Source organism: Gilliamella sp. Pas-s27, assembly GCF_009795865.1.
Lineage (GTDB): Bacteria > Pseudomonadota > Gammaproteobacteria > Enterobacterales > Orbaceae > Gilliamella.
Genome location: NZ_WTEW01000011.1, coordinates 47,313 through 70,769 on the forward strand (window position 1 = coordinate 47,313; position 23,457 = coordinate 70,769).

At 36.2% G+C, this 23,457-nt stretch carries 22 protein-coding genes and 1 other annotated feature; of the genes, 11 read left to right on the forward strand and 11 right to left on the reverse strand.

All coding sequences use genetic code 11. The features are described from left to right. Positions 1-84: 84 nt before the first annotated feature. Complete coding sequence (locus GQ589_RS05830) at positions 85-636, reverse strand: cysteine hydrolase family protein (RefSeq protein WP_160425095.1); 552 nt, start codon at positions 634-636, stop codon at positions 85-87. Between the two features lie 118 nt (positions 637-754). Between GQ589_RS05830 and GQ589_RS05835 the strand changes: the two genes are divergently transcribed. The 9 genes from GQ589_RS05835 to hisIE all read left to right on the forward strand — a co-directional run bounded on the left by GQ589_RS05835 (position 755) and on the right by hisIE (position 8,591). Beyond that, a complete protein-coding gene (locus GQ589_RS05835) occupies positions 755-1,147 on the forward strand; it encodes an Lrp/AsnC family transcriptional regulator (protein WP_160425096.1) in 393 nt (130 codons plus the stop codon). Positions 1,148-1,342: 195 nt separating this feature from the next. Beyond that, positions 1,343-1,467 (forward strand) — a sequence feature (His leader region). Between the two features lie 38 nt (positions 1,468-1,505). After that, positions 1,506-2,405, forward strand: a complete 900-nt coding sequence (hisG, locus tag GQ589_RS05840; RefSeq protein ID WP_160399723.1) for an ATP phosphoribosyltransferase — start codon at positions 1,506-1,508, stop codon at positions 2,403-2,405. Positions 2,406-2,409: 4 nt separating this feature from the next. Continuing rightward, entirely contained in the window at positions 2,410-3,711 is a 1,302-nt protein-coding gene (gene hisD, locus GQ589_RS05845; protein ID WP_160425099.1) for a histidinol dehydrogenase, read from the forward strand. A 9-nt stretch (positions 3,712-3,720) separates the two neighbouring features. Next, on the forward strand, positions 3,721-4,779 hold the full coding sequence (hisC, locus tag GQ589_RS05850) for a histidinol-phosphate transaminase (RefSeq protein ID WP_160399721.1): 1,059 nt from the start codon (positions 3,721-3,723) through the stop codon (positions 4,777-4,779). An 8-nt stretch (positions 4,780-4,787) separates the two neighbouring features. Next, complete coding sequence (gene hisB / locus GQ589_RS05855; protein WP_160399720.1) at positions 4,788-5,855, forward strand: bifunctional histidinol-phosphatase/imidazoleglycerol-phosphate dehydratase HisB; 1,068 nt, start codon at positions 4,788-4,790, stop codon at positions 5,853-5,855. Next, the gene (hisH, locus tag GQ589_RS05860) at positions 5,856-6,443 is read left to right on the forward strand and encodes an imidazole glycerol phosphate synthase subunit HisH (RefSeq protein ID WP_160399719.1); all 588 of its coding nucleotides are present in this window, start codon (positions 5,856-5,858) and stop codon (positions 6,441-6,443) included. Positions 6,444-6,460: 17 nt separating this feature from the next. Beyond that, complete coding sequence (gene hisA / locus GQ589_RS05865; RefSeq protein WP_160399952.1) at positions 6,461-7,198, forward strand: 1-(5-phosphoribosyl)-5-[(5-phosphoribosylamino)methylideneamino]imidazole-4-carboxamide isomerase; 738 nt, start codon at positions 6,461-6,463, stop codon at positions 7,196-7,198. Further along, complete coding sequence (gene hisF, locus GQ589_RS05870; RefSeq protein ID WP_160399718.1) at positions 7,180-7,956, forward strand: imidazole glycerol phosphate synthase subunit HisF; 777 nt, start codon at positions 7,180-7,182, stop codon at positions 7,954-7,956. Before hisA ends, hisF begins: the two co-directional genes overlap by 19 nt. Then, complete coding sequence (gene hisIE, locus GQ589_RS05875) at positions 7,950-8,591, forward strand: bifunctional phosphoribosyl-AMP cyclohydrolase/phosphoribosyl-ATP diphosphatase HisIE (protein WP_160399717.1); 642 nt, start codon at positions 7,950-7,952, stop codon at positions 8,589-8,591. Before hisF ends, hisIE begins: the two co-directional genes overlap by 7 nt. Positions 8,592-8,669: 78 nt before the next feature. On the opposite strand, the gene cysB is transcribed toward hisIE, so the two are convergent. The 3 genes from cysB to matP form a co-directional block, all read right to left on the reverse strand. Then, complete coding sequence (cysB, locus tag GQ589_RS05880) at positions 8,670-9,641, reverse strand: HTH-type transcriptional regulator CysB (protein WP_160399716.1); 972 nt, start codon at positions 9,639-9,641, stop codon at positions 8,670-8,672. A 163-nt stretch (positions 9,642-9,804) separates the two neighbouring features. Continuing rightward, the gene (gene topA / locus GQ589_RS05885) at positions 9,805-12,414 is read right to left on the reverse strand and encodes a type I DNA topoisomerase (protein WP_160425100.1); all 2,610 of its coding nucleotides are present in this window, start codon (positions 12,412-12,414) and stop codon (positions 9,805-9,807) included. A 29-nt stretch (positions 12,415-12,443) separates the two neighbouring features. Next, positions 12,444-12,908, reverse strand: coding sequence for a macrodomain Ter protein MatP (gene matP, locus GQ589_RS05890; RefSeq protein ID WP_160399714.1), 465 nt, complete (start codon positions 12,906-12,908; stop codon positions 12,444-12,446). A gap of 148 nt (positions 12,909-13,056) precedes the next feature. On the opposite strand from matP, the gene GQ589_RS05895 reads away from it, so the two are divergent. Beyond that, positions 13,057-14,736 carry an amidohydrolase gene (locus tag GQ589_RS05895; RefSeq protein WP_160425102.1) on the forward strand — a complete coding sequence of 560 codons (1,680 nt, stop codon included), beginning with the start codon at positions 13,057-13,059 and terminating at the stop codon, positions 14,734-14,736. Between the two features lie 83 nt (positions 14,737-14,819). On the opposite strand, the gene GQ589_RS05900 is transcribed toward GQ589_RS05895, so the two are convergent. After that, complete coding sequence (locus GQ589_RS05900; protein WP_160399712.1) at positions 14,820-16,208, reverse strand: PTS fructose transporter subunit IIC; 1,389 nt, start codon at positions 16,206-16,208, stop codon at positions 14,820-14,822. After that, positions 16,201-16,635, reverse strand: a complete 435-nt coding sequence (locus GQ589_RS05905; RefSeq protein ID WP_160399711.1) for a PTS sugar transporter subunit IIA — start codon at positions 16,633-16,635, stop codon at positions 16,201-16,203. The genes GQ589_RS05900 and GQ589_RS05905 overlap by 8 nt, the downstream gene beginning before the upstream one ends. Before the next feature lie 370 nt (positions 16,636-17,005). Here GQ589_RS05905 and GQ589_RS05910 point away from each other — a divergent pair, with 370 nt between their 5' ends. Further along, positions 17,006-18,367 (forward strand): APC family permease, encoded by a 1,362-nt coding sequence (locus GQ589_RS05910; RefSeq protein ID WP_160425104.1) that lies wholly within the window; start codon positions 17,006-17,008, stop codon positions 18,365-18,367. Positions 18,368-18,491: 124 nt separating this feature from the next. Here the strand turns inward: GQ589_RS05910 and GQ589_RS05915 are convergent, their stop codons facing one another. From GQ589_RS05915 to GQ589_RS05935, 5 genes are all read right to left on the reverse strand, one after another. Further along, the gene (locus GQ589_RS05915; protein WP_160425106.1) at positions 18,492-18,755 is read right to left on the reverse strand and encodes an HPr family phosphocarrier protein; all 264 of its coding nucleotides are present in this window, start codon (positions 18,753-18,755) and stop codon (positions 18,492-18,494) included. 127 nt (positions 18,756-18,882) lie between these two features. Next, positions 18,883-19,821, reverse strand: coding sequence for a phosphatidate cytidylyltransferase (locus GQ589_RS05920; RefSeq protein ID WP_160399708.1), 939 nt, complete (start codon positions 19,819-19,821; stop codon positions 18,883-18,885). Positions 19,822-19,882: 61 nt separating this feature from the next. Next, positions 19,883-20,287 (reverse strand): hypothetical protein, encoded by a 405-nt coding sequence (locus tag GQ589_RS05925; protein WP_160399707.1) that lies wholly within the window; start codon positions 20,285-20,287, stop codon positions 19,883-19,885. 71 nt (positions 20,288-20,358) lie between these two features. After that, a complete protein-coding gene (locus GQ589_RS05930; RefSeq protein ID WP_160399706.1) occupies positions 20,359-21,690 on the reverse strand; it encodes a phosphatase PAP2/dual specificity phosphatase family protein in 1,332 nt (443 codons plus the stop codon). A gap of 6 nt (positions 21,691-21,696) precedes the next feature. Then, positions 21,697-23,448, reverse strand: a complete 1,752-nt coding sequence (locus GQ589_RS05935; RefSeq protein ID WP_160399705.1) for a bifunctional alpha/beta hydrolase/class I SAM-dependent methyltransferase — start codon at positions 23,446-23,448, stop codon at positions 21,697-21,699. Between the last annotated feature and the right edge of the window lie 9 nt (positions 23,449-23,457).

Sequence of the window (23,457 nt, forward strand, 5' to 3'; positions counted from 1 at the left end):
TTTAGGACGTTTGTTATGCTATCACTTTTGTGGCATCCATTAGCCATAATCATTTAATCACAATACGATAATTTATCAAATAATCTATTTGGTTTGAATAAACGTTTCACAACTTATAACCGATGCAAAATTGCTTAAGGCAGACATAAAACTATTATGTACCACTTGGAATGGAATCGTTTTACCGTCAAATTCAAGATCACGAGTTGTACAAGCATCATGGATTAATATCGGTTGATAAGCAAGTTCAGATGCGTGACGTGTTGTTGAGTCAACACACATATGGCTCATCATTCCACAAATAACAAGTTGTTGAATCTGTTCTTGTTGTAATTTTTGTTGTAACTCTGTTTGATAAAAACTGTTAGGAAATGCTTTTTTTACAAGATATTCATGCAAGTTACCAAGCGGTAACAAACTTGGGTGAATTTCAGCACCTAAACTTCCGTTAGCAAAAAAATTAGAATGAGGATCGGGTTTTATATGCTGGATATAAAAGATTGGGAGTTGTTGTGTTCTAAAGTGTTTTTGCAGTTTTAAGGTATTTTGTAATGTTAATTCTGTATTGTTTAAAGTAAATTTACCCGTTGGGAAATAGTCATTTTGTACGTCGATAATTATTAACCCTTGTTTCATTGTTTTGTCCTTAAATTATGTTTGAGTTGATAATTATGCGATAATGATGCTATCTGTTACATAACGAATTGAAAGTATTATTACTTAGCTACTTTCAATATGAAAAAGATGAGCAAGTATGGATAAAAAAGATCGTGCTATTTTAGATGAACTTAAAAAAAATAGTCGCCAATCATGGAAAGAAATTGGCGAAAAAGTATTTTTGTCAGGACAGGCTGTTGGACAGCGAGTTCAAGAATTGTATGATAGTCATATTATTGAAAAATTTACTATTAAAGAAAAAACAAATCAGCTTCAGTTTATTACAATTTATATGAATTCAAATCAATTCACCTTGTTCGAAAACATGGTCATGTCGTTTAAGGAAATCATCGAATTTTATAAAATCACAGGCGATGGGTGTTATTTTATAAAAAGTGAATTTACAGACCAAAATTTAATCTACTTTTTAGACAAGCTTGAGCACTATTGTCGTTATAAAGTTAGTCATCAGTCAAAAGTGATTCAATAATGCTATTTTAAAGATTTACATCTAAACTTGTTGACTATTTTTATATAAAAATTTTTAAATAAAAATCAAAAAAAAGTTGCGAGCATGTAAATTCTGTTATATTTTGTTCAGTGGCTTTAATTATCAACTCAGTTAAAGGTTTTTTATTTTTATGAATTGTTTTTGCGTTTTTATTACTAATGCTATTAGTACACATCATCATCACCATCATTCCTGAATAGTCTTCGGGCGATTGGTGCTGGAAGACGTTGATCTTCCGGTGATATCGCAAAAGCAAGCAGAGAACCCTCGGAAGATCAAACTTCCGAGGGTTTTTTGTTTGTGGTTTATAAATTTTTAGATAACTTTGGAGAAAGATATGTTGGATAATTCGCGTTTACGCATTGCAATGCAAAAGTCAGGTCGATTAAGTGACGAATCAAAAAAGTTACTTGCTCAATGTGGTATTAAAATTAATCTTCAAGAACAGCGTTTGATCGCTTTTGCCGAAAATATGCCAATTGATATTTTGCGTGTTCGTGATGACGATATCCCCGGATTGGTTATTGATGGTGTTGTCGATATTGGGATTGTCGGCGAAAATGTTTTAGAAGAAGAAGTATTAGATAGGCAGGCCGAAGGCGAAGATCCACAATTTAAAAAATTGCGCAGTTTAGATTTTGGTGGCTGTCGGTTGTCGATCGCTGCACCTCGTGATTTTGAATATTCTGGACCAGAATGTTTAAATGATTTGCGTATTGCCACCACTTACCCTCATCTGCTCCGCCGTTATCTTGCTCAATATAATGTTACCTTTAAGACCTGTTTGCTGAATGGTTCGGTCGAAGTTGCCCCTAGAGCAGGGCTTGCTGATGTTATTTGTGATTTGGTGTCTAGCGGTGCAACGCTTGAGGCCAATGGACTAAAAGAGATCGAAGTTATCTATAAATCCAAAGCCTGCTTAATTCAACGTCAAGGCGAAATGCCACCAATAAAACAGGCGTTAATCGATAAAATCATGACACGCATTCAAGGCGTTATTCAGGCTCGCGAATCGAAATATATTATGCTCCACGCCCCTACCGCTGTTTTGGAAGATATTGTTGCCTTATTACCGGGTGCAGAAAACCCTACTATTTTGCCTCTCACTGGTGAGCAAAATCGTGTTGCGTTACATATGGTGAGTAGTGAGTCTCTATTTTGGGAAACCATGGAAGAGTTAAAAGCATTAGGCGCAAGTTCAATTCTTGTATTACCAATTGAAAAAATGATGGAGTAATAAGATGAAACTTTCTTATTGGCAACAATGTACTGACGATCAACGAAAGATACTACTGACTCGCCCTGCAATTAATGCGTCGGATTCGATTAGCAAGGCAGTAGCCGATATTTTGGCACAAGTAAAACAGCACGGCGATGAGGCTCTAAAAGCATTAAGTAACAAATTTGATAAAGTTCAAATTGAGCAAATAAAGCTTACAAAAGAAGAAATTAAAACCGCCGTAAATCGTGTTAATCCTGAATTAAAACAAGCCATGCAATTAGCGGTTGCCAACATTAAAAAATTTCACCAAGCACAAGCCTATCAATCCATTACGGTCGAAACAATGCCAGGGGTAAAATGTCAGTTAGTTACTCGTCCTATTGATTCAGTTGGGCTTTATATTCCGGGTGGTTCTGCCCCTTTATTATCTACTGTGTTAATGCTTGCAACGCCAGCTAAAATTGCGGGTTGTCGTCAAGTTATTTTATGTTCGCCACCGCCCATCGCTGACGAGATTTTATATGCTGCTCAGTTGTGTGGTGTTAGCGAGGTTTATCAATTAGGCGGTGCGCAAGCCATTGGTGCAATGGCGCTAGGTACTGAGTCGGTTCCTAAAGTTGATAAGATTTTTGGTCCAGGTAATGCTTATGTTACCGAGGCTAAACGACAAGTTAGCCAGCGACTTGATGGCGCTGCCATTGATATGCCAGCAGGTCCGTCTGAAGTGTTGGTGATTGCGGATAGTTCAGCGAATCCTGCTTTTATTGCCGCCGATCTTTTATCGCAAGCTGAGCATGGTCCTGATTCGCAAGTGGTGCTATTAACGCCAGATGAAACGATTGCTCAAGCTGTTTCGCAAGAAGTGGATAAACAGTTGGCTGAGCTGTCTCGCCAAGGTATTGCCGAAAAGGCACTCCAAGAAAGCCGTTTGATTGTCACAAAAGATTTGGATGAGTGTGTGGCAATTAGTAATCGTTATGGACCTGAGCATTTAATTATCCAAACCCGTAATGCCGATGAGTTAGTGGAACAGATAACCAGTGCTGGTTCAATATTTTTAGGCGATTGGTCGCCAGAATCAGCCGGTGATTATGCTTCAGGAACGAACCATGTTTTGCCAACTTATGGCTATACAGCAACCTGCTCTAGTCTTGGTTTGGCAGATTTTCAAAAACGTATGACGGTGCAAAAATTATCACCAGAGGGGTTAAAAGCTATTGGTCATGCGGTTGAGTTAATGGCAGAAGCTGAACAACTCACCGCCCATAAACAAGCGGTTAGCCTTAGACTTGCGGTATTAAATTCAATAAATCAAAAATAGGTGGTTAAAATGGATATCAATAAATTAGTTCGAAAAAATGTTCAGCAATTAACGCCTTATCAATCTGCTCGCCGTATTGGTGGTCAAGGTAATGTATGGCTAAATGCAAACGAGTATCCTGTTGCTCCACATTTTGAATTGACCGATCAATCCTTAAACCGTTATCCAGAACCACAGCCTGAAAAAGTAATTCAGCGTTATGCACAATATGCAGGCGTGCAATCTGAGCAGTTAATTGTTAGCCGTGGAGCAGATGAAGCCATTGAGCTATTAATGCGTGCATTTTGTGAGCCAGAAAAAGACAGCATTTTGTACTGTCCTCCAACTTATGGTATGTATCAAGTGAGTGCGGAAACGTTAGGTATAAATACTAAAACCGTGCCTACCACAGCTGATTGGCAACTCGATCTTGAAAGTATTGAGCAAAATCTTGAGGGAGTTAAGTTGATTTATGTCTGTTCGCCAAATAATCCAACGGGTAACTTGATTGATCCTGAAGATATCAAGACGTTACTCAATATCGCTTACGATCGTGCCTTAGTTATAATTGATGAAGCTTATATTGAGTTTTCTCCAAATTCAACGGTCGTGAGTTGGCTTGCTGACTATCCACATTTAGTGGTTTTACGCACACTATCAAAAGCGTTTGCTTTGGCAGGATTACGTTGCGGTTTTACCATCGCAAATAAACCGGTTATTGATGCATTACAAAAAGTGATTGCCCCCTATCCTCTTGCGACGCCTGTTGCCGATATTGCCGCTCAAGCGCTGAGTAAAGAGGGGATTAATACTATGAAGTTACATGTCATTAATTTAAATAAACAAAAAGAAAAATTTGCCAGTTTACTCACACAATTATCGATTGTTGAAAAAGTTTATCCAAGTTCATCAAACTATTTATGCGTAAAGTTCCAAGACCATAAAGCAGTGTTTGAAACCTTATGGCATAAAGGTATTATTTTACGCGATCAAAGCAAGTCGATTGGGCAAGATAATATGATTCGAATTACCATTGGCACCCAAGCTGAGTGCGAAGCGGTTATTTCTGCGCTCAAAGCAATAAAATAGGAGCAAATATGTTACAAAAATACTTATTTATTGACCGAGACGGCACATTAATTACCGAACCGCCCGTTGACTTTCAAGTTGATCGCTTTGATAAACTGGCTTTTGAGCCGAATGTAATCCCTGCCCTTCTTAAATTGCAAGCCGCTGGCTATAAGCTAGTGATGGTGACGAATCAAGATGGACTTGGTACCAGTAGCTATCCACAAGCCGATTTTGAGGGTCCGCATAATTTAATGATGCAGATTTTTAAATCACAAGGGGTTAATTTTGAGGAGGTCCTTATCTGCCCTCATTTTCCTAAAGATAATTGTGAGTGCCGTAAACCAAAAATTCAATTAGTTTTACCTTATCTTACCAGTGGCAAATTAGATAAAGCCAATAGTTACGTTATTGGTGACAGGGTCACAGATATTCAGTTAGCTGAAAATATGCAAATCAAAGGACTACGCTATCATCCTAAAAATTTAAACTGGAACGAAATAACCCAACAATTAACCACTAAAGATCGCTATGCGAAAGTTGAACGCAACACCAAAGAAACAAAAATACGCGTTGAAGTATGGCTTGATCGTCAAGGTGGTAGTCATATCAATACGGGGATCGGTTTTTTTGATCATATGCTTGATCAAATTGCCACTCACGGTGGAATTAAACTTAATATTCAAGTCGATGGCGATTTGCATATTGATGATCATCATACTATCGAAGATACAGGGCTTGCCTTGGGTGAGGCTTTAAAAATAGCACTCGGTGATAAACGTGGTATAACTCGCTATGCCTCAGTAATTCCGATGGATGAGTGTTTAGCAAAATGTGCAATGGATATTTCAGGTCGCCCTTATCTTAAATTTTCGGCTCAGTTTACCCACCAGAAAGTGGGCGATATGAGCACTCAAATGGTTGAGCACTTTTTTTATTCAATCAGCTATGCAATGGCAATCACCTTGCATATTGAAACAGAAGGCGATAATGATCACCATAAAGTTGAAAGCTTGTTTAAAGCTTTTGCTCGCACCTTAAAACAAGCAATTAAGATTGAAAGTGACCAACTACCTAGCTCAAAAGGAGTGCTATAAATGAATGTTGTCATTTTAGATACTGGCTGCGCCAATCTTTCATCGGTTAAGTATGCAATAGAAAGATTAGGTTATAAGCCAATTATTAGCCTTGATCCCGAAGTAGTGTTAAATTCAGACAAGCTTTTTTTGCCCGGTGTGGGTTCTGCTTCAGCAGCGATGCAAAAACTAAAAGAGCGTAATTTAATTGAACTGATAAAAGTTTGTACTCAACCAGTATTAGGGATCTGTCTTGGTATGCAGCTTTTAGCTGATTATAGTAATGAAGGGAATGTGCATACACTTGGTATAATTAATGAAAAAGTGACTGAAATTCCTGATTGTGGATTACCCCTTCCGCACATGGGGTGGAATAAAGTCTACCCAAAAGCCGGACATCATCTTTTTCGAGAAATTCCTGATGGTGCTTATTTTTATTTTGTACATGGATACGCAATGCCTCTATGCTCAGCAACAATAGCAGAAACCAATTACGGCGAAAGCTTTACCGCAGCCGTGCAAAAAGACAATTTTTACGGCGTGCAATTTCATCCAGAACGTTCTGGTTTAGCCGGTGCAAAATTGCTCAAAAACTTTTTGGAGATGTAATTATGGCTGTTTACCCAATAATTATTCCTGCTCTTGATTTAATTGACGGTAATGTGGTGCGATTACATCAAGGCGATTATGAACAAAAACGTGATTATGGCAATAATCCGCTTTTACGTTTACAAGATTACGAAAAGCAAGGTGCTAAGCTATTGCATTTGGTGGATTTAACTGGTGCGAAAGATCCTAATGCTAGGCAAATTTCGTTAATAAAATCACTTATTAGTGGTGTTCAAATTCCTGTGCAGATTGGTGGTGGTATTCGTACCCAAAATGATGTTGAAGCATTATTATCCGCAGGTGCTGCGCGTGTGGTGATTGGTTCAACCGCCATTAAACAACCTGAAATTGTTAAACAGTGGTTTACAAAATATGGTGCTGAAAAATTGGTATTAGCGCTTGATGTACGAATTGATTCTAAAGGAAACAAGTATGTCGCTATCCACGGTTGGCAAGAAGACTCAAAACAGACATTGGAATGCGTAATTGATAGCTATTTGCCTTATGGATTGAAACATGTGCTTTGTACTGATATTTCGAAAGATGGTACGCTTAGCGGTTCGAATGTTAAGTTGTATCAAGAAATCAGTCAAAAATACCCTCAAATCGCTTTTCAAGCTTCTGGCGGAATTGGTCAATTAGATGATATTGAAGCGCTTAAAGATAGTGGTGTTGCTGGCGTGATTGTCGGGCGAGCACTGCTTGAAGGTAAATTTACTGTTCAGGAGGCAATTTTATGCTGGCAAAAAGGATAATCCCTTGTTTAGATGTTCGTGATGGTCAAGTGGTTAAAGGCGTGCAATTTCGAAATCACGAAATTATTGGCGATATTGTCCCTTTAGCAAAACGCTATGCTCAAGAAGGCGCTGATGAGCTCGTTTTTTATGATATTACGGCTTCATCTGACGGTCGTGTAGTAGATAAAAGCTGGGTTGCTAAAGTTGCCGAGGTGATTGATATTCCGTTTTGTGTCGCTGGTGGAATTAAAACAATTGAAGATGCTGGGCAAATACTCTCATTTGGTGCTGATAAAATTTCAATCAACTCCCCTGCGCTTGCTGATCCAACCTTAATTACTCGCCTTGCCGATCGTTATGGTGTGCAGTGTATTGTTGTTGGTATTGATACTTGGTATGACAAAGAATCTGATAATTATCACGTTTACCAATTTACAGGGGATGAAAAGCGCACCATTGCCACTAAATGGAACACGCTTGATTGGGTTAAAGAGGTGCAGAAGCGTGGTGCTGGCGAAATTGTCCTTAATATGATGAACCAAGATGGTGTGCGTAATGGCTATGATCTGACTCAACTTAAAGCTATTCGTGAAGTTTGTCATGTACCACTTATTGCTTCGGGTGGTGCGGGCTCTATGGCTCATTTTTTACAAGCATTTACAGCGGCCAACGTTGATGGTGCATTAGCAGCTTCAGTATTTCATAAGCAAATGATTAATATTGGTGAACTTAAACAGTATTTAGCTCAAAATGGAGTAGAAATTCGATTATGTTAACTCAAAATTGCGATACAAAATTAAATTTACAACAACTAGATTTGCAACAACTGGATTGGCAAAAAGTAAACAATCTAATGCCGGTGATTATTCAGCATTATGTTTCTGGTGATGTGCTGATGCTGGGTTATATGAATCAAGAGGCATTAGCGCAAACAAAAAATAGTGGTAAAGTGACGTTTTATTCACGCACCAAACAGCGACTTTGGACCAAAGGCGAAACGTCTGGTAACTTTTTAAATGTGGTGAGTATTTCGGCAGATTGTGATAATGATACTTTACTGATTTTAGTTGATCCTATTGGTCCAACCTGTCACACAGGATCAAATAGCTGTTTTGATAAAGTAAAAACCGAATGGGGATTTTTGTTTGAGTTAGAACAGCTAATAGCTGGGCGTAAAAATGCCGATCCTAAATCATCATATACCGCCAAACTCTATCATGACGGCACTAAACGTATTGCTCAGAAAGTTGGTGAAGAAGGCGTTGAGACAGCATTAGCCGCAACCGTACATGATCGCGAAGAGTTAAAAAATGAATCTGCTGATTTGGTTTATCATCTTTTAGTTTTACTTCAAGATCAGAATCTATCGCTACAAGATGTGATCGGGATTTTAAAAGCAAGACATAAATAATAAACCTAGCTAAAGTGCAAATCCCATTGCACTTTAGTGTTAATTTTATATTCAATTAGCAGAAAACAATAAATCAACTTAGCAAACGGGTAATTTTACCCCGTTAAACATTGCTAATACTTCGGTATTGTTTTCACATAAAATAAGCTTATCAACTGTTTGTCGATTCAAATGAGGTGCAAAAAGATGAGTAAAATCGTACATATAACTACGTAAAAATAGCGATCGTGAAAAAACAATATAGGTCGTACTGTAAGGAAAGATATGTCCTGCGTTAAGTACAACAAAATTATCATCTGAATTATTACTTACCGCCATTTTTGCAACAATACCCACCCCTACACCTAGCTTTACATAAGTTTTAATTAGATCAGCATCGGTTGTACTAAAAACAATATTTGGCGATTGCTTAGCCTTTAAGAAGGCTTGATTTAAATCTGAACCATCATTTGAAAAATCATAACTGACTAACGGATATTTAGATAATTCTTCAATCGATATCAAGCGGCTTTTTGCTAAAGGATGATCTTTCATAACAATAACCGCTTGGTTCCAGTGATAGCAAGGCAAAGCGATCATATCGTCATTTAATTGTGAAATATCAGTCACAATAGCAAATTCCGCTAGCCCTGTTTGTGCTTGTAATATGCATTGTGCAGATGATCCTTGTTCCATATGTAAAGTAATATTTGAGTATTGCTTCATAAATTTTTGGATCACAGACGGCAAAGCATAACGGGCTTGAGTATAAGTGGTTGTAATGGTGAGTGATCCTTGATTTGGCTGACTAAACTCTTTGGCAATAATTTTGATATCGTTAGATTTATTGAGGATTTCTCTAGCCGATGCAATAATTTTTTCACCAACGGGGGTTACTTGTGAAAGGTGTTTACCTGTTCGAGTAAAAATTTGCACACCAAGTTCATCTTCTAATAGCTTTATTTGTTTGCTAATGCCTGGCTGAGAGGTATACAGTTTTTCGGATGTTAGCGATACATTAAGATCGTTATTTGCGACTTCAACAATATAACGTAATTGCTGCAATTTCATGACAAACAAAAGCTCCTTTAACTGTATGCTTTCTCCCTTTTAATAATGCTTTAAAAGGGAGAATTTAGGAGGTAAGTTTTTCACACATCAGCACAAAAAACAATCGTTTTATACTGAAAGGTATACTCCTTTGAAACTTTTAATAAAATTTAAAGGTTCTTACCTATTTTTTACCATTAATCCATTTGCCATCCACATAGTGCATTACCCAACCTGTCGATTTTCCATTAACTTCAGAAGTGACATACTGTTGTTTATTTTTACGACTAAAACGAACAATAGAGGGATTGTCTTCAGGATCTTTATTTGGTGCTTCGGTTAAGTAAATAAATTTTTCTGGTAAGCGATCTTTAAAGCGTTGTAACTCTTCAATTAAAGGCGCTCGTGTTTCCCTTGATTTTGGAAAGTTATGCGCAGCTAAAAAGATTCCTGAAGCACCATCACGTAACACAAAGTGTGCATCTGATTTACTGCATTGAAGCTCAGGTAAATCAACAGGATCTTCTTTCGGTGGCGCAACTTCACCATTTTTTAAGATTTTACGTGTATTTTTACAATCAGGGTTAGTACATCCCATATAAAGACCAAAACGACCTGATTTTAAATGCATTTCTGAACCACATTTTTCACACTCAATAATTGGGCCTTCATAGCTTTTTATTTTGAAGTTACCTTTCTCGACAATAAAGCCATCACAAATTGGGTTATTACCACAAATATGTAATTTACGTTCGTTATCAAGTAAATAACTATCCATTGCTGTATGGCATTTTGGACAACGTTTACGTGCTCTTAATGCGTCAGTTTCGGCTGTCTCAGACTCTTCTAAAAGATTAAGTGTTTCATGCTCAGGGATTAAGTTAATCGTTTGTTTACAACGCTCTTTAGGAGGCAATGCATAACCAGAACAGGCTAAAAATACGCCAGTACCCGCAGTTTTAATTCCCATTTCACGGCTACAATTTGGGCATTTGATTTCAGGCGTTAATACCAATGGATTAAGTTGCATACCACCTTTATCAGGCGTTTGTTCGGCCACTTCAAGATGTTGACTAAAGTCGCTAAAAAATTGGTCAAGCACTTCACGCCATTCTTGTTTTTTATGTGCAATTTCATCAAGTGCATGCTCCATACGAGCGGTAAAATCATAGCTCATCAAATCATTGAAATTCTCGCTAAGTCTGTCAGTAACAATTTCTCCAATTTTTTCAGCATAAAAACGACGGTTATCTAAACGTACATAACCTCGATCTTGAATAGTCGAAATAATAGTCGCATAAGTCGAAGGGCGTCCAATTTCACGTTTTTCAAGCTCTTTAACTAATGACGCTTCGTTGTAACGTGCTGGTGGCTTAGTAAAGTGCTGATTTGGGTTTAAACTAATTAAATCGAGCTTATCGTTTACCGATACCTGCGGTAATATCTTATCTTCACTATTTTTAGCTAGCTGTGGTTGCACTTTAGTCCAACCATCAAAACGCAATGTACGACCTTTAGCTTTTAAAGTGAAATCGCCCGATTCAACAGTCAGTGTTGTTGAATTGTATTCAGCCGATGTCATTTGACATGCCACAAATTGACGCCAAATTAGTTGATATAATTTGCACGCATCGGCTTCAACATCACTAAGATTGTCAGCTAAGATAGTAACATCTGATGGTCGAATCGCTTCATGCGCTTCTTGCGAGTTCTTTTTGCTACTGTATACATTAGCTGATTTAGGTAGATATTTGTCACCAAAGTTTTTACCAATATAATCGCGTACCATGGTTAAAGCATCTTGACTTAAATTGGTCGAGTCAGTACGCATGTAGGTGATGTAACCTGCTTCGTATAATCGCTGTGCCAACATCATGGTTTTTTTAACACCAAACCCTAAACGTGTGCTAGCCGCTTGTTGTAAAGTCGAGGTAATAAACGGCGCTGTAGGATTGCTTTTGGTTGGCTTTTCTTCAATATTTGTGACTTGATATTGGCTTTTGTTGAGCTCGGCCAAAGCAATATCAATCGCAACTTTATCCTTAGGTTCAAAAGCTTTATCTTTGTAGTGTGTAACTTGTAAAGTAAGCTGATCTTTTTTTGCGGTGTTTAGATCGGTATAAAGATCCCAATATTCCTCAGGAATAAAGGCGTGGATTTCACGCTCACGCTCAACGACAAGACGAACCGCAACCGATTGTACACGGCCAGCTGATAATCCTCGGGCAACTTTCTTCCAAAGTAATGGCGATAACATAAAGCCTACAACACGATCCATAAATCGACGTGCTTGCTGTGCATTTACGCGATCCATATCGAGCATTGATGGCTCATTAAACGCATTTTTGATTGCGGTTTTGGTAATTTCATTAAAGACCACACGACGGTATTTACTATCATCACCTCCAATAACATCTTTAAGGTGCCATGCAATGGCTTCCCCTTCTCTATCCAAGTCGGTTGCGAGATAGATCATGTCTGCGTCTTTTGCTAGCTTTTTAAGTTCAGATACAACCCGCTCTTTACCCGGTAAAATTTCGTAATGTGCTTTCCAACCGTTATAAGGATCAACGCTCATACGATCAACTAAGATCTGCTTTTCTGAACGTTTAACCTTTTTCTCGGTTTTATTTTTTGTATCTTTTGCAGTTTTTTCAGCTCGTTGGTTACTACCACTCACAGGTAGGTCTCGAATGTGACCTACACTTGATTTAACCACGAAATCTTTACCAAGATATTTATTAATCGTTTTAGCTTTGGCTGGTGATTCCACAATAACAAGGGATTTTCCCATAATTAAACCTATTTATCCTGTAATTTACGTTATTTACTGTTTTGCTTCACATCAAGCATCGACAGCAAATCATCTTTAATTGTTGATACTTTTGTTACATATTGCTCTTTCTGCTCAGCATCTTCAATTAGTTGTGTAATTGTTTGCGACAACGTACAACCTCGGCGTTTAGCCAAATTAGCAAGTCGTTGCCAAACTAAAAATTCCAAATCGATAGACTTTTTCCGTGTATTTTGTTGCTCTGCATTAAAATGCCGTTTTCGTCTTGCCCGAATAGTTTGCTTCATACGGTTATCTAAATCGGGATTTAAATGTGCTTTTATCCAATCAATAACTGCTGTTGGATTATGTTGTAATAACAATAATTCATTCACAGCATGCTCAGCTGCACTGTTTTCAACATGCCGTGTAATACGTTCACCGTCCTGATGCCTTTTTACTAAATAGTGCCACTTCCAACCACATTCAAGGTTCTCTAATTGCTGATATTTCACTGACTCACCTTGTGACGCTGTAACAAATAAACTAGTTTTAGCATAATCTCGGCACACAATAAAGAAAATTATTGCATTTGACAAATTTTTTATAAATCTGCTATCGTTCACTTTTCATTTCGATCTTTATTTTAAGGAATCATTAATCATGGTTAAAGCGGATGTTATTTACATTAATGGCTATATTTATACAGCTGACAAGCAAGACACTGTTTGCCAAGCTGTAGCAATCGAAAACGGTTATATTATTGCAACAGGCACCACGCAAGAAATAAATAGCAGTCAATATGTCGATAATCATACGATCATTTGTGACTTACAAGGTAAAACCATGATGCCGGGTATCATTGATTCGCATTTGCATACTTTTTGGGGAGGAATGCAATTATCATCATGTAATTTGAATTATCAAAGCTTAACAATTGATGATACTTTAGCCATTATACAACAATATTTAGATAAGGATTCTATAAACGATAATAATCACTGGCTACAAGTTCGAGGTTGGTTACGACAAGAAGTTTTGCCAATTGGCACCGATATCACACGCTTTGACCTTGATAAGCTCAATACAAAACGCCCTGTTATTTTATTTTCAAACGATTGCCATACGTTAGTTGCCAATAGCATTGCTTTAGAAAAATTTGGACTAAATAGAAATACACCTGAACCAACTGATGGTAAAATTGGTCGTACTGAAGATGGCGAACTTAACGGCATTTTAGAAGATGCGCCAGCTATGCGAGCATTTGATAGCATATCTAAACTTACCGATGAGCAAGCTGTAAATATTGCTAAACTATCGCAAGCGGAACTCAATAAGCAAGGTGTCACGGCAGTTATGGATGCCCGAATTACAGAAGTTCAAGCCGATGCTTTTTTAAAACTACAGCAACAAGACCAGCTATCTGTCCGCTTATTTGGTGCTCGTGAACTACCACCAGATGATGTATCATCAATTGAAGATATCCCAAATGTTATTAACAAAGTAAAGCAATTTGCAGCACGTTATGACGATAAAAACTGGCAACCAAAACCAGGAATCAAAATTTCACATACTAAGTTGTTTGTTGACGGTGTAATGCAAGCACCATTAATGACTGCAAGGCTATTAAAACCCTATTTGCTTGAAAATGAAAAAGATCGTTATGGTGATCTTTATTATTCTACTGAGATGCTAGATGCTTTAATTCTTGAGTCATCTCGAGCAGGGTTTCATCCACATATGCATACAGTAGGTGAAGGTGCGATTGAAGTTGTTTTAAATTCCATTGAAAAAATGCGTAAAGCATTGCCTAATGCAGACATACGTCCAAGTACTGCTCATAATGAGCTTAGTGCGTCACATCAATTTACTAGATATCAGCAATTGAACGCTTGTGTAGTTTTCTCGTTCCAATGGGCCGGCTGTAGCTCAGCGATGATCGAACAATATAAGACATTATTTGGTCCTGAGCGTTATAACGGTTTAGAAGCTCACGGACAATATATAAATGCAGGTGTAACTTGCGCATTTGGAAGTGATTGGCCAATTGATCCATTAAATGAGTGGTATGATTTCCAAATTGCCATGACCAGACAAATCGATGCCGAACATCCTCGATTAGACAGTGATCGCAATTTAACCATTACCGAAGTATTACGTAGCGCAACAATCAATGCGGCTTATGTTCTAAAACAAGAGGCATATATTGGTTCAATCGAGAAAGGAAAATTTGCGGATTTAATTATTTTAGATCGTAATCCATTTACTATTCCAACAACTGATATTCAAAATGTGAAAGTACTAACCACTATCGTTGGCGGGAAAACAGTTTATCAACAATAATACAAAATACACGGTTAACTTTTCTGTTTTTTAAAGCTGTAAATCATTACACTGGCAGTTACTGCCAGTGTAATTACCTGTTATCATTCAACTTCCGTATTTACTTCGCTCTCAACAGCTGTTTTTTTAGTGAAATGTAAAATAGCTGCGATAATAAGCGCACCTATAAACATGTCAATGACATACCACATTGCACCTTTAGTGACTCCACCTAATGCCACTAAACCACCAAATGCAACAAGCGAATCTATACCATTTAGCATACCTAGCATACCTGCTATCGCAGTACCAACCACAATTGCAATGATAACTCGTTTAGGGTCTTTGGCAGCAAACGGAATAGCACCTTCTGTTATTCCTGCTAGTGATAAAAAGAACGCTGTAATACCAAATTTTTTTTCTTCTTTGGTATATTTAGATCTTGATACTATCAATGATGACACCGCTAATCCTAATGGTGGAATAGCACAGCACATACGAAACACACCATTTGGTCCATAAACGCCTTCTGCCATTGCCGCTAATGTAAATGCTGTGGCAGCCTTGCTACATGGTCCACCCATATCTAACGCGGCCAATATACCAATGCCAATACCTAGAAATGCTGCATTTACCTCAGACATACCTTTTAAAGTAGCCACCATAGCTTTAACAAACCAAACAAGAGGATAAGATAAGCCATAAATATAAATGGGAGCCATAACCAATAAAGTTACTGTTGGAATAATCATTACTGGCATAATCGACTCTATCACAGGATGAACTTTAACCGTTTTAAACCATTTAACAAAATAACCAATTAAGATACCAAATATCATTGCACCAATAAAACCGGTGCTGACTTGATTAGCACCAATTGGATTATTCACTACATATCCCATAATAAATGCAGGCGCTAAAGCTGCATTCCCCCCAATGGAATAAGCCATATAGGCTGCTAGTACGGGTACCATCATGGCAAAACCATATAGTGCAACCTGTTTTAAATCGACAAAAAATTGATTACTTGGTAAGATGTCGCCATTAGTAACATCGCCTGTCATTAACACAATTGAAAAAAGTATTCCTGATGCGATGATGACTGGTAAAAATTTACTGATACCTGTATTTAACGCTCTAAATATTTCTTTACCTATACTATCTTTAACCTCTTTGGTTGATATTTGATCCGCATTATTAAAAATTGTAACGGTATTTTTTACAGCTTCACCAGTACTAACTTTAATGATATTTTTATAAGGTTCCAGTCTATCAGCATTTTCGATTGAAATATCGGTAGCTAATACAATAACATCCGCAGTTTTAAGATCTTGCTCGGTTAATGGATTATCAATTCCAGCAGCACCTTGTGTTTCAACCTTATAATCCCAGCCACGTTTTTTGGCTTCATTTTCAATTTTTTGTTTGGCAATATAAGTATGCGCCATGCCAGCTGTACATGCACAAATCGCAACAATCTTTTTTTTACTCATATAATCCTCTGATTTTATTAGCTACAAATTGAATATCGCTGTTAAGTAAATCCTGAATAAAATCATCATCAGCTAAATTTGATGCTAATTTAGCAATAATAGATAGATGTTCTTTATTAGCATGCTCTGGCGCACCAATTAAAATTACTAATTTGACTTTATTATCATTATTCCAAACTATGCCATCAATATATTTACCGACAACAATAAATGGCGAATTAACTGCTGTACTTTTGGCATGAGGCAAAGCAATATCTGGTAACATATCTGTTTCCATTTCCTGCTCATGAGCCATCACATCATCAAAAAAACTTTTAACATTTGTTAAATAAACTTGGCTAGCTTTAGCCATTAAATTAATAACGGAAGATTTTTGATTAGTAACATCACTAGTCAAATCAACCGATAAAACAGGAATTGACTGCATAAATAGACTCTCTTTAATTAATGATAACTATCCAAAACAAATTAATTTTATTTTGCTTTGTATGTTCAATATACAAAAATTTATTTATGCTGACATTTATTTTGTTTAGAAAATAATAGATTTGGATCACAAATATGAAAATTAAAACTTATCATGTTTTAAGTATCCCATTTAAATTAAATCGCCCTGAAATACCAAGTAATACATTTTAAAGTTTATAATTCGCCCGTTTTAGTACTATTTTACTAAAAATTAACTTGCATAATTATCATAATATGTCAGAATTCCCTGCCGCTTTAAGCGGGTAAAAAGGCAAAACTATACTTAGTAGTTTTTTATTGTTTTTTGGGACAGAGGAGCAAAGTAAGTCATGTCCGCAATAAAAATGAAACGAGTTTTAACCACACCTGCATTAATTGCATTTGGTTTAGCTTATATGGTTCCTTTAGGGATCTTTACCACTTATGGGGAAGTCACTGTTGCCAGTAATGGACACTTACCTATAGCCTATATCATCACCCTTGCTATGATTTTTTTCACTGCATTAAGCTATTGTCGTATGGCAAATAAGCTACCTATTGCTGGTTCTGCTTATTCTTATGTACAACGTACTTTTGGTGGAAAAGTTGGTTTTTTGGTGGGCTGGGCACAAATCCTTGATTACCTATTTTTGCCAATATTAAATTATTTGGTTTTAGGTATTTATCTTAATGAAGCATTTCCAAGCATTCCTGCTTATGTTTTTGTATTGGGTTCGCTTATTAGTGTTAGCTTTTTAAATTACCTTGGTATAAAACTGATTAATTCAGTAAACTTTACCTTAATCATTGTACAAATGGTTTTTATCGGGTTATTTATATTTTTGAGTTTAACTAATGTGGATTTAACTCCTGAAGCAATGATGAAACCATTGCAAGTTAATGCCAGCGATTTTAGTGGCTTAATGTCTGGTGCAGCAATATTATGTCTTGCTTTTTTGGGCTTTGATGCTATTGCAACCCTAGCCGAAGAGTCTAATGATGCACAAAAATCACTACCAAAAGCCATTATATGGACTGTGTTAATTGCGGGTTGTATTTTTTTAGTGGTTTCTTATTGTGCTCACTTAGCTTACCCAATGTGGACTGATTTTACTGATAACAAAGATACTGCAAGTTTAGAAGTGGTTCGTCAAGTTGGTAAAATCAGCCAATTAGGCGGTGATTTTATGTATAATTTCTTCCAAGCAGCCTATTTAACGGGTGTTTTTGCATCAGCAATGACTGCGCAAACTAGCGTGTCACGGATTTTCTATGCAATGGGACGTGAAGGGGTGCTACCTAAACAGATTTTTTATAAAATTCACCCACGCTTTAGAACGCCTTATTTATCAATTATCTTTGTTGCTTGCTTTTCATTGCTGTCATTAGTATTAGATCTTAGTTTAGTGGTTTCAATGATAAGCTTTGGCGCATTAGTAGCTTTTACTTTTGTCAATTTATGTGTGATCAAAAGCTACCTTGGTGGTAATAATGCAAAAACAGCATCAATGCTATTTAAGTATGGACTATTACCTGCAATTGGCGTTTTGCTTTCATTATGGTTGTGGACAAGCCTTGATGCGACTGCAATGATTGTTGGTTTGGTTTGGTTAGCAATTGGATTTATTTATTTAATTTATCTAACTAAAGGCTTTACCAAAATGTTGCCGTCTATTGATCATAAAGAATTGAATTCAATAATTAAAGATTAATTTAATCTTTTTAAATTAGGTCTACTTAAAAGTATCTAGTTACGCCTTTCAAAAAACAATTCCGTCGACATAAGTCGACGGAATCAAATCTAAAAAATAATTATTAGCTAAACTAAGGTTGCAATTACTCACCAAAACCAGTAGCAAATAATTCACGAATTTCGTCCATTGCTGCTTGCTCGTCTTCACCATCACAGATGATTTCAACAGTTGAACCACCTTTAACGCCAGCACCAAGTAAACCCATCATGCTTTTTAATTTGATTGCTTTATCATTGTAAACAAGTTCAATTGATGATTTATAACGACCAGCTAATTTAACTAGTGCCGTAACAGGGCGAGCATGAAGACCAGTTGAATTTTTTACTACCATTTCTTCTTTTAACATAATAAAGTCCTTATTTATATCTTAACGTTAATACAATGACTCTATTTATATCATAAATTAAATAATTTTTCTCTTTTTTAGTTATGATTTTTATACAATACTTTTAATTACTGGCATTTTAGACAAGTTATGTCCAATAATATCGCACAATATGAAAAAAAATTGGTGCAGCAAAACAGATAGAGTCCAAACGATCAAGCACACCACCATGCCCACCAATAATTTTTCCCCAATCTTTGATACCTCTATCTCGTTTTATTGCTGACATGACAAGTCCTCCAAAAAATCCAAGTAGAGTAATCATCAACGAAATCAAACCCGATTGAATAAAAGTAAAAGGTGTTATCCAAAATAAACAAGCACCGATTAAACTTGCCGATAACACTCCCCCAATAAAACCTTCAATGGTTTTTGATGGTGATAAATTTGGGCTAATAGGATGTTTACCAAATAATTTACCAAAAACATATTGTAAGACATCTGAAAGTTCGACAACCAAGACTAAAAAAGCAATCAAAAGTAAATTACGATCTTGGTAATGTTCAATGTTTAATGCTAATAATGCCGGCACGCAAGAGATACTATAAACAGTAATCATTAATCCCCATTGAACTTCAGCTGTTCTTTCTAGAAAATTATGCGTTGAGCCTGTGATTGCTGCCAAAATAGCTAATAACAAAAAACCATAAACAGGAATAAAAATACTAAATAGTCCGTACCAAGACACAGCCACTAAAATATATTGTAAAGGCAAAGCAATAAAATAAGAAAACATTAAAGCATAATTATCATAACCATTAGCTGAAGTTAAGGTAAGAAATTCTCTCAGGGCAATACATGATGCTAGGAAAAATAGAAAAATAACCGCCAATTTACCTAATAAAAATGCAATGCCAATGATTACTACCATTACCCACCATGAATTAATGCGAGTATTTAAATTATCAATGACACTATTTGGGCTTTTCATACGTTTTTTTAGTTGTAAGCCTATTATTGATGCAATAATGAGTAATACACCTATACCCACAAACAATAATAAAGTATCACGTTGATAATCAGACATTGTTTTCCCCTTAATTACATTTGCAGTATAATAAACTTAAATCAATTATAAAGTTAACTATTTAACCAAAACGAATCATTCCACTGATTAATATTCCAACTAATAGTAGTATTTGTAAAATAAACCAAAAAATTTGTTTTTTTAATAATTTTATTGTTCCTTTTTGGCGTTCAATAATCGATCTTGTAGGGAATTGATTGGTGTTAATTAAATTTAATTGCTGTAATGCCTCATCTAATTCCATTAATTTATTTGGTAACTGATCAACATTAGTGGCTAAATAATCAAACAGCTTTTTATCAAATTCAATACGTAGGGCATAATATTTGCTAATTAACCCCATCAACAAGCAGATAAGACAACCAATAACGCATAACAATGAACCTATCCACCAACTTGCTATCAATCCAAAACATAATGTTATTATCGTTATAGCTAATGAAAAAATATAAAATTGTTTACTCATTTCCAATAAGCTACAAAATATCACCAGTGTAGTTTGATTTATAATTTTAGGTGATTTTGTTTTGTTATAACCTAGCATAGGTTTCCTTTTTGTATTTGTAAAAATAGATCTGATAAAATTAAACGTTGTTTAGTTGTAATAACGACTGAATGACGGTTTGACTTGACTTTCGTAATAGCATCATCAAGGTTAGAAGCCCTTTTTGTTAGTAATAGCCAAGCAATTACTGCTGTTGCACTACGCGAATAACCTAATGCACAACAAACGAGTACATTTCCTTGTTTATGATACTGCTCAATCATTTTAGAGGCTTGCTGACATTGTTCAATAGTTAGTGGTGTCATATCTAACACTGGAATTGAGCAATAATTACCAGAAACACATCCTATAGGTAATTCAGCACACAGATCAACAATCGAGAAACAAGAATATTTTCGTAATGTATTGTTAGAGGGTATCCGTCCTAAATAAACATTATCATAAATTAAATCGGCTGATTCATTTTTAAATGTCCATAATCGTGAATTGATCCACATGATTATAAAATAAGGTAAATATAAAATCGTAGTGGCAAGATTAAAATGTCCGTTAGTCTGCTTTTGAAATCCTATTGCACCAACAAATAAGTAATTGACACAAACCAAAAATAAGGAAGCAGAAAGCCAAAGCAACCAAAGCCACCATCCATTAAAGTAGATTGCTAAACTCAGAAATAACAAAAATAATATAAAATAGATACTAGCCCAAACATAGTGTTTGGCTAGTTGTCTATTTTTTAATGGCGATAAGTTGTTATCTGGCCATAACCAAATACAAAAACAGCCAACCCATAATCCAGTTGGAATATCAAAAAAATGGTGTTGCCAAGTTGTTAATACTGACACGCCTATTAAGAGACACCAAACATGCAAAATATAACGAGCAAGCTTGGTATGTAAATAATTAACATAAAACTGCCATAAAATGATAAGTAATGTGATGTGTAATGAAGGTGCTTGATTAAATGGCTTATCAAATCCCATTAAAACATCAAACAATACTCCAGAAAAACCGTCTAATGGTGGGCGTTCAAAACTAAATTTAAGTGGAAAGATTAAAAAACAAAAAATACAAATAATCTGAGCAGAAAAAAGTCTAAAACCAAGCTTTTTAAGAGTTGAATAAGAACCAGCTAATAAAATGGCTAATCCATACATAAGATCTATTGACCAATAAGGTATGATAGTCCAAGGCCATAAAGGTATTGAGTGTTCCCATTCAAAAACTAAACTGCCTACATCACTTCGCATCGCTGTAAGTTCATTAGCAAAATTATAGCTAGTAAAAAAGAAAACGGTTAAACCAACTAACCATGCTAATTTATAAGCAGTTAGCTTATTAAAGCAATATTTTAACTCATACATTCTTTATTATTTAATTCGTTGAGCCAGTGATACGGTAAAAATCCCCCACTGATCAATACGCATAGTGATCTTTTTAAACCCAGCGTCTGCGACAAGTTGATCCATTTCAAGTTGGGTACGTCTGCGCATAATCCAAGGTTGTCCATCTCTATGTGATGTTAATGCTCTTGCTATAAATTCAAGTTGTGGGTGCCAAGGTTGATTAGTATAAATTAAATAACCACCTTCAGCGATTGAATCAGCTAAACCTGACAAAGATGCACGCAGTAACTGGTTATCACTAAATAATTCATATAAGCCAGAAACAACAGCTAATGTTGGTTGTGGTGATAATTGGGCTAGCTGTTCACGATTAAAAGCATCACCTTTTTCAAAACGGGCTATATCAGTTAATCCTTTTTCCTCTATTAATGCTTGGCCATCTTGTATGTTAATATCACTATAATCTCGTAATAGTACCGAATTGGGTTTATTAGCGAGTTGGTTAATCGTTTCTAAAATATAACGACCATGCCCTGCGGCAATATCAACAATATCGACAGGCTTATTTTGTTCGTGAAGTTGATTGATAGCGAGTTTTAATAGTTCTTCAAGGTGTGTCTTTCGTTGACGGATACCTCTCCATCCGATAGATTGTAAGTAAACATAATCTAAAAAACGCCCTAGTTTTGAGGTACCAGACGGTTCATTACGATAGACATAATCCAATGAGCCTCCCGAGTCAAACCCTATTGTCGTGCCCAATTTTATCCCATCCGAAAGTCGGCTAGCGTATGCTAAACTAGCTTTAATAAATTTCCAATATAAAGGTCTAATCCAACCTGATGGCGGTAAGGATAAATTATCTGCTTCTTGTCTTGTGTAACCAAGCATATCGGCATTAGTAAATGACTGAATTTTAGGTTCATTGGCAAAAGATCCTAGAATAAATCGCCTTGCACGATCGATTGCAAATTTTCGCTCTTTTTCACCAAAAGTATCATGATAAAAGCCAGGCAACACATGAAACTCTTTTTGTTCAGAACCTAAATTGTCATAAAATTGTTTTTGCGGTTTACGTTTTACTACATAATCCGAGCCTGAAACTAATAATTGCGTTGGAATATTAATGGCATTGGCATCTTTAACAATACGATCAGACACTTCATATAAATCAAGGAGTAATCGAACAGATATTGGTCGAGTAATCAATGGGTCTTGAGTAAATGATTCAGCACGTTCAACGTCGTGCGTCAACAATTTAGGTTTAACATAGCTGTTAACGAAAAAATTACCTTTTAAATTATACAGCAATTTCAAACCAGATATGGCTAATGGTACATATAATTTTACACTAAAGGCCGGTGAAGCTAATACCAAAGCACGAATATTGGGCACATAGTCATGTACCCATGCCGAGGCAATGACAGCCCCAACACTTTGGGCAATAATGGCAATATCTTCATAACAAAGCGAATAAGTTTGTTTAATATGTTCAATAAAACAGTTTGCATCTCTAATTAACGTTGCAAAATTGAGAGCATCACCACGATCACCCTCCGATAGACCATTTCCTCTAGCATCCCAAGCAAATATTTGATAATCAGGTAGTTCTAGTTCGTCAGCCAAGTGAGCCATGCGCCCAGAATGTTCATGCCCTCGATGAAAAAGAACAATTGCTTTAGAAAGACCTTTATTATTATCAGTAGCAGGCCAATAGCGATAAAACAACCGACAACCATCATGGCTAATAAAACTTTTTTGTTGCTGTTGACGCATAATTTTTCC

Bases quoted from the DNA above. Each gene is read 5' to 3' on its own strand.
- hisC (WP_160399721.1), top strand. From the start codon at position 3,721: ATGGATATCAATAAATTAGTTCGAAAAAATGTTCAGCAATTAACGCCT.
- hisB (WP_160399720.1), top strand. From the start codon at position 4,788: ATGTTACAAAAATACTTATTTATTGACCGAGACGGCACATTAATTACC.
- hisG (WP_160399723.1), top strand. From the start codon at position 1,506: ATGTTGGATAATTCGCGTTTACGCATTGCAATGCAAAAGTCAGGTCGA.
- GQ589_RS05830 (WP_160425095.1), bottom strand. From the start codon at position 636: ATGAAACAAGGGTTAATAATTATCGACGTACAAAATGACTATTTCCCA.
- GQ589_RS05920 (WP_160399708.1), bottom strand. From the start codon at position 19,821: ATGTCTGATTATCAACGTGATACTTTATTATTGTTTGTGGGTATAGGT.
- GQ589_RS05905 (WP_160399711.1), bottom strand. From the start codon at position 16,635: ATGCAGTCAATTCCTGTTTTATCGGTTGATTTGACTAGTGATGTTACT.
- GQ589_RS05835 (WP_160425096.1), top strand. From the start codon at position 755: ATGGATAAAAAAGATCGTGCTATTTTAGATGAACTTAAAAAAAATAGT.
- GQ589_RS05900 (WP_160399712.1), bottom strand. From the start codon at position 16,208: ATGAGTAAAAAAAAGATTGTTGCGATTTGTGCATGTACAGCTGGCATG.
- hisF (WP_160399718.1), top strand. From the start codon at position 7,180: ATGCTGGCAAAAAGGATAATCCCTTGTTTAGATGTTCGTGATGGTCAA.
- GQ589_RS05935 (WP_160399705.1), bottom strand. From the start codon at position 23,448: ATGCGTCAACAGCAACAAAAAAGTTTTATTAGCCATGATGGTTGTCGG.
- hisIE (WP_160399717.1), top strand. From the start codon at position 7,950: ATGTTAACTCAAAATTGCGATACAAAATTAAATTTACAACAACTAGAT.
- GQ589_RS05925 (WP_160399707.1), bottom strand. From the start codon at position 20,287: ATGAGTAAACAATTTTATATTTTTTCATTAGCTATAACGATAATAACA.
- cysB (WP_160399716.1), bottom strand. From the start codon at position 9,641: ATGAAATTGCAGCAATTACGTTATATTGTTGAAGTCGCAAATAACGAT.
- GQ589_RS05915 (WP_160425106.1), bottom strand. From the start codon at position 18,755: ATGTTAAAAGAAGAAATGGTAGTAAAAAATTCAACTGGTCTTCATGCT.
- topA (WP_160425100.1), bottom strand. From the start codon at position 12,414: ATGGGAAAATCCCTTGTTATTGTGGAATCACCAGCCAAAGCTAAAACG.
- GQ589_RS05910 (WP_160425104.1), top strand. From the start codon at position 17,006: ATGTCCGCAATAAAAATGAAACGAGTTTTAACCACACCTGCATTAATT.
- GQ589_RS05895 (WP_160425102.1), top strand. From the start codon at position 13,057: ATGGTTAAAGCGGATGTTATTTACATTAATGGCTATATTTATACAGCT.
- GQ589_RS05930 (WP_160399706.1), bottom strand. From the start codon at position 21,690: ATGTATGAGTTAAAATATTGCTTTAATAAGCTAACTGCTTATAAATTA.
- hisD (WP_160425099.1), top strand. From the start codon at position 2,410: ATGAAACTTTCTTATTGGCAACAATGTACTGACGATCAACGAAAGATA.
- hisH (WP_160399719.1), top strand. From the start codon at position 5,856: ATGAATGTTGTCATTTTAGATACTGGCTGCGCCAATCTTTCATCGGTT.